The organism is Staphylospora marina (assembly GCF_003856495.1).
Classification (GTDB): domain Bacteria; phylum Bacillota; class Bacilli; order Thermoactinomycetales; family Thermoactinomycetaceae; genus Staphylospora; species Staphylospora marina.
The window spans coordinates 272,605-287,500 of the sequence record NZ_CP034118.1; the positions used below are offsets into that span (position 1 = coordinate 272,605).

The 14,896-nt window shown below is 57.9% G+C and carries 5 protein-coding genes, 3 rRNA genes and 1 riboswitch; all 8 genes read left to right on the plus strand.

What is annotated here, in order from left to right; all coding sequences use genetic code 11:
* The first annotated feature begins 17 nt into the window (after nt 1-17).
* The 8 genes from EG886_RS01565 (at nt 18) to rrf (ending at nt 14,674) form a co-directional block, all read left to right on the plus strand.
* On the plus strand, nt 18-2,216 hold the full coding sequence (locus EG886_RS01565; protein WP_164491581.1) for a transglutaminase-like domain-containing protein: 2,199 nt from the start codon (nt 18-20) through the stop codon (nt 2,214-2,216).
* Between the two features lie 40 nt (nt 2,217-2,256).
* The gene (locus tag EG886_RS01570) at nt 2,257-4,494 is read left to right on the plus strand and encodes a transglutaminase-like domain-containing protein (RefSeq protein WP_124726496.1); all 2,238 of its coding nucleotides are present in this window, start codon (nt 2,257-2,259) and stop codon (nt 4,492-4,494) included.
* Between the two features lie 26 nt (nt 4,495-4,520).
* A riboswitch (purine riboswitch) is annotated at nt 4,521-4,622 on the plus strand.
* Between the two features lie 142 nt (nt 4,623-4,764).
* On the plus strand, nt 4,765-6,303 hold the full coding sequence (gene guaA, locus EG886_RS01575) for a glutamine-hydrolyzing GMP synthase (protein WP_124726497.1): 1,539 nt from the start codon (nt 4,765-4,767) through the stop codon (nt 6,301-6,303).
* 19 nt (nt 6,304-6,322) lie between these two features.
* On the plus strand, nt 6,323-7,642 hold the full coding sequence (locus EG886_RS01580) for an NCS2 family permease (protein ID WP_124726498.1): 1,320 nt from the start codon (nt 6,323-6,325) through the stop codon (nt 7,640-7,642).
* Between the two features lie 277 nt (nt 7,643-7,919).
* A complete protein-coding gene (locus EG886_RS01585) occupies nt 7,920-9,047 on the plus strand; it encodes a peptidase MA family metallohydrolase (RefSeq protein ID WP_124726499.1) in 1,128 nt (375 codons plus the stop codon).
* Nucleotides 9,048-9,397: 350 nt separating this feature from the next.
* Nucleotides 9,398-10,939: ribosomal RNA gene (locus EG886_RS01590) — 16S ribosomal RNA — on the plus strand.
* A 586-nt stretch (nt 10,940-11,525) separates the two neighbouring features.
* A 23S ribosomal RNA gene (locus tag EG886_RS01595) occupies nt 11,526-14,464 on the plus strand.
* A gap of 95 nt (nt 14,465-14,559) precedes the next feature.
* Nucleotides 14,560-14,674 (plus strand): 5S ribosomal RNA (gene rrf / locus EG886_RS01600).
* The 16S, 23S and 5S rRNA genes sit together here, the layout of an rRNA operon.
* The last annotated feature ends 222 nt before the right edge of the window (nt 14,675-14,896 follow it).

The following is a 14,896-nucleotide window of genomic DNA, read 5'->3' on the forward strand; positions in this document are numbered from 1 at the left end:
AAGGGGGGAATGAAAACATGCTCCGGTCTGAACGAATGGATGCTTTGACGTCCGGAAGGAAGGCGATCCTTCTGTCGGTGGCGTCACTGATGTTCATCGAAGTGTGGGTGCCGCTGGCGGATTGGACGTTGACCCGGAAACCGGAGATCTTTTTCCTGTCATTCCCCGCTTTTCTCGCTGTCCGTCTGTTTGTGCGGAACCGGCTGTTGGACCTGGTGCTCGGCCTGTTCATCGTTCATGTCCTGATGAATCTCATTTATCACCCCGATCTGGGGCCGTTTGCCGCCGAGTGGTGGACATCTGTCTGGATAACCGGATTCCGGGAGGCTGTTTCGCTTGAGCCCGGAGACCTGTTGGCGGCGGGCGAGTCCACCGTCATTCGTTCGCTCCTCTTTTTTCCCGTGATCCGGATCGTTGCCGGAGCATGGGGACACTGTCTGGCTTCCGCCCGTCTGTTTTGGCTTCCGTTCGGGGTGTCGGCGGCTTTTTTGTTGGTCATGGAACCGACCCGGGAAGTGAGCGGTCCGCTCATCCGGCTGACGATGTACGGGCTTTTGCTGGCAGCCTGGTTCCGGCAGGAAGAACTCGAAAACCGGTCGGGAACATCCCAAGGAAAAATGTGGCGGGTGGCGGTGGCTTTTCTGGTGGCGCTGGTGTTGGTGAACACGGCTTCCTCTTTTCCCGGGAACCAGGTGCGCGATGCGGTTTCCTGGAAAGAGTGGCTGGAAGAAGCGGTGGAAGGAAGCACGGCCTCGCGCATCGGGTACGGACGGAGCGACGAGGATCTGGGCGGACCTTTGAAACAGGACAACCGGCCGGTGTTCGAAGCCGAAGTGGACGCTCCGTATTATTGGCGCGGGGAATCCAAAGAAGTGTATACCGGACGGGGATGGGACAAAGGACCCTACTACATGAAGCTGCACCTCGGCCACCTCGTTCCGGAAGCCGACGGAGCGGTGACGATTGCGCGCAACGAGTCGTTTTACAACGTGTTTCTGAAAGGGCAAGAAACGACCAATCACGTGAACGTGCGAATCAGAAAACCGTTCACGGACACCCTGTTCGTTCCCGGAGAAGCGTTTCGCGTGAATCACGTGAACGAAGAACCCGCAACGGGAGCCGTTGATTTTGTTCTCCATGACCGCATGTTCACCTCCCGGCTGTTTCACACGGGGGAGGAGCCGCTTCGAAGCTATGCGCTGGAATCCCGTCTGCCGGAGATCCGTGAGGACCTTCTCCGTCAAAAAAAGAGCAGGGGGGCCGGCTTGCAGTATCTCACGTTCGTGGCCCTGCCCGACACCGTCCCGCCCCGCGTGGCCGAACTGGCCCGGCGTTTGACGGAATCCGCGGGCACCGATTACGACAAAGTGAAAGCCGTGGAAAACTGGCTCCGGTCCGGAGATCTGGAGTATGAAACGGAAAAAGTGCCCGTGACTCCTCCGGGGCGTGATTTCGTGGATCATTTCCTGTTCGAATCCAAGACGGGATATTGTGATCATTTCTCCACTTCCATGGTGGTGCTCTTGCGGTCCGTGGGCATTCCCGCCCGTTGGGTCAAAGGATTCACCGCCGGGGAGTTCCGGTATGATGCCGATATCGGCAAGTACCGGGTCACCGTGAGGAACCGTCATGCCCACTCCTGGGTGGAAGTCTATTTTCAGGATGTGGGATGGATCCCGTTTGAGCCCACGCCGCCGTTCCGGTTTCCGTCTCCCGCCGACGACCGGCCGGACGGGTGGGACGGAACTCCGGTCGAAGGGGATGTTTCGGGAACCTGGGAGGATGCGGAAACGAGCCCGGACGCCGGTCAGCCGCAGACCGAAGGAGGGCAAGCCGAAAACAAAGGTGCGGATGTTTTCGCCCGCTGGTTGATTCCGGGGGCGACGGGCATTCTGATCTTGCTGGCGCTGGTGCGGATCCTGCGTCGGAACGCCCCCTTCATCCGCTGGGGCTGGCGGTGGGTGTCCGCCGCATGGAATCATGGAAACGCGGATCCGCTGTACATGGGTGAATTGATCCGGCTTCAGGAAATGTCCGGGAAAAAGCATCCTGCCGCCACTCTCCGGGAACATGCCGAATCCGTCGGAGGGGCGCTGACCCCGGAAGAACTTCTCTGGATCCGGGAATACGAACAGGCACGGTACGGCAGCGGTCAGGGGACCACAACCGGAATGAAGGTGTCAAAGAAAAAACTGTTGCTCCGCTTCAAACCCTGATCAACCGGACGGATCGCAACGATGAAAGGGGGATTCGGAGATGCCGGATCTTGCCGCAATCTTTCAGCGCTCAGCCGGCAGACGGGTGCTCTTGCCGGCGGGATGCCTTCTTTTTGCGGAGATTTTGTTCCCTTTGGCGGAATTGACCGGAACGGAAAAACCCTTTCTCTTTTTTCTCGGATTTGTGATATGGCTGGTGATGGCCTCGTTCGATCTGACATGGAAGGTTCAGTTGCCGGCCGGGCTTTTGATCATCCAGTTCCTGATGAACGAAATCTTCCATCCGCAATTGCCCGTGTTCGGGTCTGAATGGTGGACCCGGATGTGGATCGTCATCGGGCGAAGCCTTTCCGCGATCGGGGAACCGGAGCTGTTTTTTTCGCAGCGGGTCCTCGCCGATTTTCGCTCCCTGCTGTTTTTTTTGTTCCTCTGGGGAATGGCCCGGATCTGGTGGCGAGCGCTGCGATCTCCCCCACTGAGGGCGTTTCCGGTTTTGCTGACGGCCCTGGTGCTCTTGGTTCTCGAGATCGGGACGGATCTTCGGCTCGGCGGTGCCGTCATCCGGACCGTCGTGACGGGATTGTTGTTGTTTGCGTGGACCCGTCGCCGCTCTTGGCTGGCGAGGCTGGATCATCTGGAGTTGACGTCCGTTCGCCTGTCGGTGTCCACGGCGTTGTTGTTGGTGTTGCTTCCGATTCTGGGGTGGATGTTGCCCAAATCGTCGGTCAGTGCCGGTTTTGACCTCCGGGACTGGATTCCGGTCGGGGAGGGAGAAGGTCATTCCCGAACGAAAACGGCGGGTTACGCCAGGGATGATCAGCGGCTCGGCGGACCGATCCGCCTGGATGACCAAGTGGTGTTCCGGGCGTCGGTGGACGTTCCCTATTACTGGCGCGGTGAATCGAAACAGGTATACACCGGAAAGGGATGGATCAACCGGACAACCACCCCCGTGCGGGCTGCGGCCGGTCATCCGGTGCGAAATCCGGACGGTTCGATCATCCTTCGCCCGAACGGGCATGCGGTCAACCTGTACACGGGAGAGGTGCGGGCCAACTATGCACGGATTACTTTTGAGAAACCTCCCGGCGATCTTTTGTTTGTTCCGGGACAACTGAAAATCCTGAAAAGCCTCAACGGGAGCCCGCCGGAAAACATGGTGACGGAAATCCAGTCCGCCAATCAGCTCTCCCGCATCCGTTTTCCGGGGGTGACCGTCAAAAACTACGTCTTGATGGCGGAAGTGCCGGTCATGGACGAAGAGCGTCTCAGGCAGGCGGGAACGGGCGAAACCGGTGACCGTTCGCCGGACCTGGCGGAATACACGAGACTGCCCGCCACCGTCCCGGAGCGCGTTCTTCGGTTGGCGGAGCAGGTGACAAAAGGGGCAAATACCCCGTATGAAAAAGCGAAAGCGGTGGAAGCGTTCCTGCGCGGTGGACGGTTCCGGTATGAACTCGACGCTCCCGAGACGCCCTCGGACCGTGACTTTGTGGATCATTTTCTGTTTTCCTCCCGACAGGGATATTGCGATCACTTTTCCACCTCCATGGCGGTGTTGCTGCGGGCGGCCGGTGTTCCCGCCCGCTGGGTGAAAGGGTATCTTCCCGGTGAAATCCGTTCGGATTCCCGCTCCGGCCAGAACCTCGTGACGGTCCGGAACCGCGATGCCCACTCCTGGGTCGAAGTGTATCTTGACGGGGTCGGGTGGATCCCGTTCGAACCCACGCCGGGTTTCTTCCACCCCGCGCCGGTCACGGCTTCTTCCGAAGAGGAGGTTGTCACGGACAACCGACCGGGACAGGGGCCTTCCTCCGATCCGTCCGAATCGGAGGAGCTTGTGGAGGAGAGATTGGCACGGCTGGAACAGATGGAACGGGAAGAGCTTCAGCCGGAAACGGAGGCGGTCGGCGATTCCGGGCAGGAGGAGTTCGTCAAGTGGTGGTGGACCGCGGCCATTCTTCTTCTTCCTTTTCTGCGCCGCACCTGGCGGGCCCGCCTGATCTCTCTGCTGAACGGTTGGAGTCTCGCGTGGTTGAAAAAACGCCGGACGTTGTCCGGAGTCACGTATGTGCTTCGCTTCTGGAATTGGACCGGCTTCCGGAAACGGCACCAGACGCTGCGGGAGATGGGGGGAGAGCTCGGCGGAAAGGAAAGCTCTTTGCAGGAAATGATTGACTGGATCCGCCGGTATGAAAAAAGAAGGTACGGGAAAAAACAATCTCAAAGAGATCGGTCGTCCCGTTGGAAGCGTTTGCCGGGAGTCAAGAAATCTTGACCGGTTGAAAAAGGCTTTGCTATCATTGATTCTGGTTGAGCCTTGGCCGTATATGTTTGGGAATATGGCCCAAACGTCTCTACCCGGCGACCGTAAATCGTCGGACTACGGTTGATAGGTCGCCTGGATACCTGTTTTTTTCATCGTGCTGATGAGCGCCGGAATGGATGAAGAATCGGGGAACCGGGGTCCTATATCGCCGGAGCGGTATGGACACCGGTTTTTTTGTTGGCGGGGTTTGACCAAATTTTGAAGCAGAGGAGCCTGAACATGGACAAACCGCTTGAACGCGTCATCGTTCTCGACTTCGGCGGGCAGTACAATCAGTTGATCGCCCGGCGGATCCGGGACCTGGGCGTGTACAGCGAGCTGCTTCCGTACAATACTTCGGCGGAAGAGATCAGCCGGATGAATCCCAAGGGCATTGTCTTTTCCGGCGGTCCCAACAGCGTGTATGCGGAAGACGCGCCCAAATGCGATCCGGCCATATTCGGTCTGGGGGTCCCGATTCTCGGAATTTGTTACGGGATGCAATTGATCGCGCATCATTTCGGTGCGAACGTGGAGCGCGCCCAGCGGCGTGAATACGGAAAGGCGGAGCTTGACGTGGTGTCCGACAGCCCGCTTTTCGCGGGATTGGATCGCACGCAAGTGGTCTGGATGAGCCACAGTGACGTGGTCATCGATCCGCCCGCCGGTTTTCGGGTGGACGGAAAAACCCATTCCGCTCCCGTTGCCGCGATGAGCGATCCCGCAAAAAGGATTTACGCCGTCCAGTTCCATCCGGAAGTCCTCCACTCGGTGAACGGCAACGAGATGATTCGCCGCTTTCTTTACGATGTCTGCCAATGCGCCGGCAACTGGAGCATGGAAACGTTCATCGAAGACACCGTGGCGGAGATCCGGAAGCGGGTCGGCAAGGAGAAAGTGCTGTGCGCGCTCAGCGGCGGCGTCGATTCCTCCGTGGTGGCCGCACTGATTCATCGCGCCGTGGGTGACCAATTGACCTGCATGTTCGTGGATCACGGGCTGCTTCGCAAAGGGGAAGCCGAAGGGGTCGTTCGCACGTTCGGGGAACACTTCAAGATGAACCTGGTGAAGATCGACGCCAAAGACCGCTTCCTCGGAAAATTGAAAGGGGTCACCGATCCCGAACAAAAGCGGAAAATCATCGGAAACGAGTTTATCCGCGTGTTTGAGGAAGAGTCCGCCAAATTCGGCGATCACCGCTTCCTGGGGCAGGGGACGCTGTACACCGACATCATTGAGTCGGGCACTGCGACGGCCCATACGATCAAATCGCACCACAACGTGGGAGGACTCCCCGAAGACATGAAGATGGAGCTGATCGAACCGCTGGCCACCTTGTTCAAGGACGAGGTTCGCAAGGTGGGCGAACAACTGGGCCTGCCGGCGGAAATCGTCTGGCGGCAACCGTTCCCGGGACCGGGTCTGGCCATCCGCGTGATCGGCGAAGTGACCGAAGACAAACTTCGCATCGTTCGGGAGTCGGATGCCATCCTGCGGGAAGAAATCACCCTGGCGGGACTCGATCGCGAGATTTGGCAGTATTTCACCGCCCTTCCCGATTTCAAGAGCGTCGGCGTGATGGGAGACGTCCGCACGTACGCCTACACGGTGGGGATCCGCGCCGTGACGTCCGTCGACGGCATGACGGCGGATTGGGCGCGCATTCCCTACGATGTGCTCGAGAAGATCTCCACCCGGATCATCAATGAGGTGGAAGGCGTCAACCGCGTCGTTTATGACATTACTTCCAAACCCCCGTCCACCATTGAGTGGGAATGATTGATGAGGTGAAACCCCGATGACATCCTGGCTGGCTCGATATTTCAAATTCGATGAACACGGCACCAATCTGCGCACGGAAATGCTGGCGGGTGCCACCACGTTTTTCACCATGGCCTATATTTTGCTGGTGGCCCCGTCCATCCTTGGGGAAACCGGCATGGATCTCGGTTCGGTGTTCGTCGCGACGGCCTTGTCCGCCGCCATCGGCACGTTTCTCATGGGTGTGATCGCCAATTTCCCCCTCGCTCTCGCTCCGGGGATGGGCTTGATCGCTTACTTCGCCTTTGCCGTCGTTTTGGGCATGAACGTGCCCTGGCAGCAGGCGCTCGGAGCCGTGTTTTTGTCCGGTGTGATTTTCTTTGTGCTCACCGTCACCAAAGTACGTGAAGCAATCATCAACGCGATTCCGGAAAGTCTCAAATACGCGGTTTCCGCGGGCATCGGTCTGTTCATTGCGTTCATCGGCCTGAAAAACGCCGGGATCATCATCGCTTCCGAGGCCACCTTCGTCACCTTCAATGCGGATCTGACGAAAAAACCGGAAGTGCTGCTCACGCTGTTCGGTCTGGTGGTGACTTCCGTCTTGCTCGTTCGCAAGGTGAAAGGAGCCATCTTCATCGGAATGGCCGTGACCGCCGTGACCGGCATGATCACGGGATTGGTGGACGTTCCCTCGACGATTTTCGCCATGCCCCCGTCGATGGCCCCCACTTTCTTGAAAATGGATGTGGCCGGTGCCCTTGATCTCGGACTCATGACCATTGTTTTTGCGTTCCTGTTCGTCGACTTGTTCGACAATGCGGGCACCCTTGTGGCGGTGGCCAACCAGGCCGGGCTGATCAAAAACAACAAATTGCCCCGCGCCGGCAGGGCCCTGTTCACCGATTCCATCGCCACCATGCTGGGAGCGGTGTTCGGCACGTCCACGGTCACCTCGTACATCGAGTCGTCCGCGGGTGTCGCATCCGGAGGCAGAACCGGGATGACTTCCGTCGTCACGGCCCTGTTGTTTGCCGTATCGCTCTTTTTCTTCCCGTTGGTGGAAACCCTGGCCTCCGTGGCGGCCATCACCTCTCCCGCGCTGATCATCGTCGGCGTGTTCATGGCGGCCAATCTGAGAAAGATCGAATGGGACAAACTGTCCGAATCGATTCCGGCGTTTCTCACCATCATTCTCATGCCGCTTTCGTTCAGCATCGCCAACGGCATTGCCGCCGGATTTGTGCTCTATCCGCTTTGCATGCTGGTGGCCGGAGAAGGCAAACGGGTTCATCCGATCATCTATGTGTTGGGCGTGCTGTTCGTGATGCGTTTCATCTTCCTCGGTGCGATCTGAGGAATCGGCGTCGGTTTTGCCGGTACAGACGCAACCGGGACGGAAAATCCGTTCGTTCGGTTTCGTGCCGTGATGGGTTTCTCCGTTCTTGGTGGTCAAAGGCGGAAAATCAGGCCGAACAGAAAAACAGCCCGTCTTTCCAAATCGGTGAATATGTGTCGGGTCGAAGAGCAGCCATCGTTCGGCTTGCCGCTTCGGCCCGACTTTTTTTTGCCGGTGCATAAGATATTTGCGTCCGCACATGCTGTAGACAAAATGAACGGAAGGCGGTACCGACATGCCACGATCTTGGAAACTGCGGGTGTGGCCGGTGATCCTGTGCTCGCTCTTGTGGGTGACCGGATTCTCCATGAATGCCGATCCCGAAGGAGCCGATGACCAAGCAGAGATCAGACGGATGTTCAGCCGGATGCAGCAGGCGATCAACAGCGGAAATCTCGCCGCTTATCTGTCATCCGTGGATGACCGTTTGCCGTTTTACGCGGCGGAGCAAAAGAGATGGTTTCAAGATGCCGTTCGTTTCGTGGATCCCGGTTCTTTTCGGGTGGACGTGCTGAACATGGAACGGGTCGGCGAAGCTGAGTGGAAAGTGGACGTGCGCCGGAGCTGGACAAGGAAGGGGAAGCCCGCCGGGCATACGGGCCCGCTCATGGTCCGGAAAACTTCCGAAGGATGGAAACATGCCGATTTTCCGTTTGTCACATCCAATCACGGGCCGGTCACGATCCGGATGGAAGACGCTTCTTTGGAGCGGTACGCCCGGATCGCCAAAGATGTGCTGACCAACGCCTTGCGGGCATTTGGCGATCGGTACGACTGGAATCCCCGGCGGGTTGAGGTGAAGTTGTACCGGCAGCCGGAGCATTTCAGGCATTCCGTCAAACTTTCTCTCCCGGAATGGGCGGGTGGTTGGCATGAAGCCAATCAATCCATCAAACTGGTGGTGGGAACTCCCGGTGACGAAAAATGGTTTGCGCGTGCATTGGTTCATGAGCTGACGCATCAGATGGTCAGCGAGTTGACCAATGACAATGCCGCCTACTGGTTGCAGGAAGGGGCCGCCATGTATTATGAGGTTCATCTGCTCCCCGAACTGAAAGCATCGCACGGGCTCAAACTCTTGGAGAAGACCGGTGCCATGAGTTTGGAAGAGTTGAAACGCGTCAGACTGGAAAGCTTGGAAGGACTGGACGCGTACCGGTACTACCTGAGCGCTTATGCATGGTTCAGGGAAGAAACCGATAATAGGGGGGAGCAGAATTGGAAACGGGTGTTTTCCCGCTTGAAGAAACATCCGTATCTCGATGTGGACGGAGACTTGAAAATCCCCCGAACCAACCTGCTGACGGAAGAAGCGTTGCACGAGGCGGACAAACCGAAACAGCCCGAGAGAAGAGCCGGGTGAAGCGCCGGCATGTTTCCGGCGTTTCCGATGTCTCATCGACTGCGGGGGGCCTTGTCTCGCCCCCGGGGATCCGCAAAAATTTCATTCCGAACAAAATCCCCTTGACGGAATCATCGGAGGCTGGTATATTCATTATTGCTGTCGCACGCGTGTGACGTCACCAACATGCGGTGATGAAAAACCTCAAAAAAAGGGTTGACACGATGCGATGCGACATGATAAGATATAATTCGTCGCCGCAAGAGAGCGGAGGCGATGAAAATGAAAGTGTTCCTTGAAAACTGAAGAGTGAACTTGCGAACCTGTCGGTTCACTTTGAGTCGATGGATCGGAAAATCCGGATACACTCTTTGATGGAGAGTTTGATCCTGGCTCAGGATGAACGCTGGCGGCGTGCCTAATACATGCAAGTCGAGCGGTCCTTCCTTCGGGAAGGACAGCGGCGAACGGGTGAGTAACACGTGGGCAACCTGCCCGCAAGACCGGGATAACTTCGGGAAACCGGAGCTAATACCGGATACGCTCATCCGCCGCATGGCGGATGAGGGAAAGGCGGCTTCGGCTGTCACTTGCGGATGGGCCCGCGGCGCATTAGCTTGTTGGTGAGGTAACGGCTCACCAAGGCGACGATGCGTAGCCGACCTGAGAGGGTGATCGGCCACACTGGGACTGAGACACGGCCCAGACTCCTACGGGAGGCAGCAGTAGGGAATTTTCCGCAATGGGCGAAAGCCTGACGGAGCAACGCCGCGTGAGTGAGGACGGCCTTCGGGTTGTAAAACTCTGTTCTTGGGGAAGAAACTCCGGGAGGCGAACAACTTCCCGGCATGACGGTACCCAAGGAGAAAGCCCCGGCTAACTACGTGCCAGCAGCCGCGGTAATACGTAGGGGGCGAGCGTTATCCGGAATTACTGGGCGTAAAGCGCGCGCAGGCGGCCGGTTAAGTCGGGTGTGAAAGGCTGCGGCTCAACCGCAGAGCGGCACCCGAAACTGGCGGGCTTGAGTGCAGGAGAGGGAAGCGGAATTCCCGGTGTAGCGGTGGAATGCGTAGAGATCGGGAGGAACACCAGTGGCGAAGGCGGCTTCCTGGCCTGTAACTGACGCTGAGGCGCGAAAGCGTGGGGAGCAAACAGGATTAGATACCCTGGTAGTCCACGCCGTAAACGATGAGTGCTAGGTGTTGGGGGTCTCGCGCCCTCAGTGCCGAAGGTAACCCATTAAGCACTCCGCCTGGGGAGTACGGCCGCAAGGCTGAAACTCAAAGGAATTGACGGGGGCCCGCACAAGCGGTGGAGCATGTGGTTTAATTCGAAGCAACGCGAAGAACCTTACCAGGGCTTGACATCCCGCTGACCGGTGCAGAGATGCACCTTTCCTTCGGGACAGCGGTGACAGGTGGTGCATGGTTGTCGTCAGCTCGTGTCGTGAGATGTTGGGTTCAGTCCCGCAACGAGCGCAACCCTTGCTCTCAGTTGCCAGCACCTCGGGTGGGCACTCTGGGGGGACAGCCGGTGAAAGCCGGAGGAAGGTGGGGATGACGTCAAATCATCATGCCCCTTATGTCCTGGGCTACACACGTGCTACAATGGCCGGTACAAAGGGCTGCGAACCCGCGAGGGGGAGCCAATCCCAAAAAACCGGTCTCAGTTCGGATCGCAGGCTGCAACTCGCCTGCGTGAAGCCGGAATCGCTAGTAATCGCGGATCAGCATGCCGCGGTGAATACGTTCCCGGGCCTTGTACACACCGCCCGTCACACCACGAGAGTTTGCAACACCCGAAGTCGGTGAGGCAACCCGCAAGGGAGCCAGCCGCCGAAGGTGGGGCAGATGATTGGGGTGAAGTCGTAACAAGGTATCCCTACCGGAAGGTGGGGATGGATCACCTCCTTTCTAAGGAGCTCGAAAGAGCAAACACGATCGATGCCCGATCAGGTCGCAAGATCTCACTCTTTGGTTTTCAGGGAACACGGACCGCTGATTCCGTTTGGAGTCAGCGGTTTTTGTTTTTCTCCGCGTGCACGGCGGGTTCTTCCGGGACTTGCGGCAGGTCCCGCGGTTCAACCGCAGAGCGGCATCCAAACGGGCTGATCTCGAACCGCTGAGCCCCTGTTTGCAAGGCAGATACTCTCCCGGCTTGTCCCGCCTTCGGCATGATGGAAAACATGCTTCTTTGAAAGCGGCGTCGTATCACCCGGCAAGCCGGATCCGCGGAATGCTCCCGGCGACGAATCCGTCGTTCCGCTGCTTTCGACAGCATTCCCGTTGCTGTGAAAGAGGCATGAATGTTGCCGAAATGCGCGAGCGAGTTGTCGGAAAATAAAAACTCAAAAATTACCTCTTGCCATCGTGAGATTCATGTGATAGATTATCTATTGTCGCTGCTGCGACACCAAACGACACACACGCACCTTGAAAATGGGATATGGAATGTAAAGCCAAGTCGCGATAACACCGGAAGAGAACCGAGCAGCTTGAAGGTGAAGCTGATAAGGGCGCACGGTGGATGCCTTGGCGCCAGGAGCCGATGAAGGACGGGGCGAACTCCGATAAGCCTCGGGGAGCCGTAAGCAGGCTTTGATCCGGGGATTTCCGAATGGGGCAACCCACCGGCTGGAAGAGCCGGTACCACCACCTGAATCCATAGGGTGGCTGGGGGCATACCAGGGGAACTGAAACATCTTAGTACCCTGAGGAAGAGAAAGCAACCGCGATTCCCTGAGTAGCGGCGAGCGAAACGGGAACAGCCCAAACCGTTTGCCTTCGGCAAACGGGGTTGTAGGACGTCTCACATGGAAGTCACAAAGGTTTGGGATAGGCGAACTGGTCCTGGAAAGGCCGGCCAGAGCAGGTAACAGCCCTGTAGCCGAAATCCGAAACCCTTCCGAGGCGATCCTGAGTACCGCGGGACACGTGGAACCCCGTGGGAAGCAGGGAGGACCACCTCCCAAGGCTAAATACTCCCTGGCGACCGATAGTGAACCAGTACCGTGAGGGAAAGGTGAAAAGCACCCCGGGAGGGGAGTGAAAGAGAACCTGAAACCGTGTGCCTACAATCAGTCGGAGCTCCCTTGAGGAGTGACGGCGTGCCTTTTGTAGAATGAACCGGCGAGTGACGGTCACGTGCAAGGTTAAGGTGAGAAGCCGGAGCCGCAGCGAAAGCGAGTCTGAACAGGGCGCTTGAGTACGTGGCTGTCGACCCGAAACCGGGTGATCTACCCATGTCCAGGATGAAGTTCCGGTAACACGGAATGGAGGTCCGAACCTGTTGGTGTTGAAAAACCATAGGATGAGGTGTGGGTAGGGGTGAAATGCCAATCGAACCCGGAGATAGCTGGTTCTCCCCGAAATAGCTTTAGGGCTAGCCTCGAAGAGGAGTCGCGGAGGTAGAGCACTGATTGGGCTAGGGGCCCTCCCCGGGTTACCGAACTCAGTCAAACTCCGAATGCCGCAGACTTTGGTCTTCGGGAGTCAGACCGCGAGTGCCAAGATCCGTGGTCAAAAGGGAAACAGCCCAGACCGCCGGCTAAGGTCCCCAAGTGACCGTTCAGTGGTAAAGGATGTGGAGTTGCCGAGACAACCAGGATGTTGGCTTAGAAGCAGCCACCATTCAAAGAGTGCGTAATAGCTCACTGGTCAAGTGACTCTGCGCCGAAAATGTAACGGGGCTAAACGGTCCACCGAAGCCGCGGATCGTGCCTTCGGCACGATGGTAGGGGAGCGTTCCAGGCAGCGGCGAAGCCGGTCCGGAAGGATCGGTGGAGCGCCTGGAAGTGAGAATGCCGGTGTGAGTAACGAAAAGAGGGGTGAGAATCCCCTCCGCCGAAAGCCTAAGGGTTCCTGGGGAAGGTTCGTCCGCCCAGGGTCAGTCGGGACCTAAGTCGAGGCCGAAAGGCGTAGACGATGGACAACAGGTTGATATTCCTGTACCACCTGCAGCCGTTTGTACGATGGGGGGACGCAGGAGGATAGGGGATCGCGCGATCGGAAGTGCGCGTTCAAGCGGTTAGGCCGGAGAGCAGGCAAATCCGTTCTCCATTCAGGCGGAGCCGTGATGACGAGGGAAACTTCAAGTACCGAAGTCCTTGATTCCACACTGCCAAGAAAAGCCTCTAGGAGGATGCAGGTGCCCGTACCGCAAACCGACACAGGTAGGCGAGGAGAGAATCCTAAGGCGCTCGGGAAAACTCTCGCTAAGGAACTCGGCAAATTGACCCCGTAACTTCGGGAGAAGGGGTGCCCCGGTAGGGTTCACAGCCCGAGGGGGCCGCAGTGAAAAGGCCCAGGCGACTGTTTAGCAAAAACACAGGTCTCTGCGAAGCCGCAAGGCGATGTATAGGGGCTGACGCCTGCCCGGTGCTGGAAGGTTAAGGGGAAGGGTTAGCTTCGGCGAAGCTCTGAACCGAAGCCCCAGTAAACGGCGGCCGTAACTATAACGGTCCTAAGGTAGCGAAATTCCTTGTCGGGTAAGTTCCGACCCGCACGAAAGGCGTAACGATCTGGGCGCTGTCTCGGCGAGAGACCCGGTGAAATCGTACTGCCTGTGAAGATGCAGGCTACCCGCGACTAGACGGAAAGACCCCGTGGAGCTTTACTGCAACCTGATATTGAATTCGGGTACAGCTTGTACAGGATAGGTGGGAGACTGAGAAGCCGGAGCGCCAGCTTCGGTGGAGTCGTCGGTGGGATACCACTCTGGCTGTGCCGGGGTTCTAACTCGCTGCCGTCATCCGGCAGGAGGACCGTGTCAGGCGGGCAGTTTGACTGGGGCGGTCGCCTCCCAAAAGGTAACGGAGGCGTTCAAAGGTTCCCTCAGCGCGGTCGGAAATCGCGCGTCAGAGTGCAAAGGCAGAAGGGAGCTTGACTGCGAGACCCACAAGTCGAGCAGGGACGAAAGTCGGACTTAGTGATCCGGTGGTTCCGTGTGGAAGGGCCATCGCTCAACGGATAAAAGCTACCCCGGGGATAACAGGCTGATCTCCCCCAAGAGTCCACATCGACGGGGAGGTTTGGCACCTCGATGTCGGCTCATCGCATCCTGGGGCTGTAGTCGGTCCCAAGGGTTGGGCTGTTCGCCCATTAAAGCGGTACGTGAGCTGGGTTCAGAACGTCGTGAGACAGTTCGGTCCCTATCTGTCGCGGGCGCAGGAAATTTGAGAGGAGCTGTCCCTAGTACGAGAGGACCGGGATGGACGCACCTCTGGTGTACCAGTTGTTCCGCCAGGAGCACCGCTGGGTAGCCATGTGCGGACGGGATAAGCGCTGAAAGCATCTAAGCGCGAAGCCCCCCTCAAGATGAGATTTCCCATTCCCTCGTGGAAGTAAGACCCCTTGCAGATGACAAGGTAGATCGGTCCGAGGTGTAAGCGCAGCAATGCGTTCAGCTGACGGATACGAATCGGTCGAGGGCTTCACCTCACTTCTTCTCTTCCACGTCACGCTTGCTTTACACTCCATACTCATTTTCAGGGTGTGTGGCCTCCCGAAGGGAGGACAAAACCTGATCAAACCTGTCTGGTGACCATAGCGGAGGGGTTCCACCCGTTCCCATCCCGAACACGGAAGTTAAGCCCTCCAGCGCCGATGGTACTGAGGGATGGCCCTTGGGAGAGCAGGTCGTTGCCAGGCAGGTTTTTTCATGTCCAGGGGAGCTTTCCGAAGAAACCGGCATCTTCAGTGAAAGGCCGGCGTATTTCGGTGGCTCCTCTTTTTTTGCGGGATCTGATCTCCTGCTTTCACCTTCCTGCTTTCACCCCTGGGACCTGGCTGCGCCACTGGAGCAGACCCACCACCCCTGTCCCCTGTTTGCCGGACTCCTGCTTTGCCGGACTCCTGCGGATTCTCCTTTGA

Coding starts and splice junctions, on each gene's coding strand:
- EG886_RS01565 (WP_164491581.1), top strand. CDS start 18: ATGCTCCGGTCTGAACGAATGGATGCTTTGACGTCCGGAAGGAAGGCG.
- EG886_RS01570 (WP_124726496.1), top strand. CDS start 2,257: ATGCCGGATCTTGCCGCAATCTTTCAGCGCTCAGCCGGCAGACGGGTG.
- guaA (WP_124726497.1), top strand. CDS start 4,765: ATGGACAAACCGCTTGAACGCGTCATCGTTCTCGACTTCGGCGGGCAG.
- EG886_RS01580 (WP_124726498.1), top strand. CDS start 6,323: ATGACATCCTGGCTGGCTCGATATTTCAAATTCGATGAACACGGCACC.
- EG886_RS01585 (WP_124726499.1), top strand. CDS start 7,920: ATGCCACGATCTTGGAAACTGCGGGTGTGGCCGGTGATCCTGTGCTCG.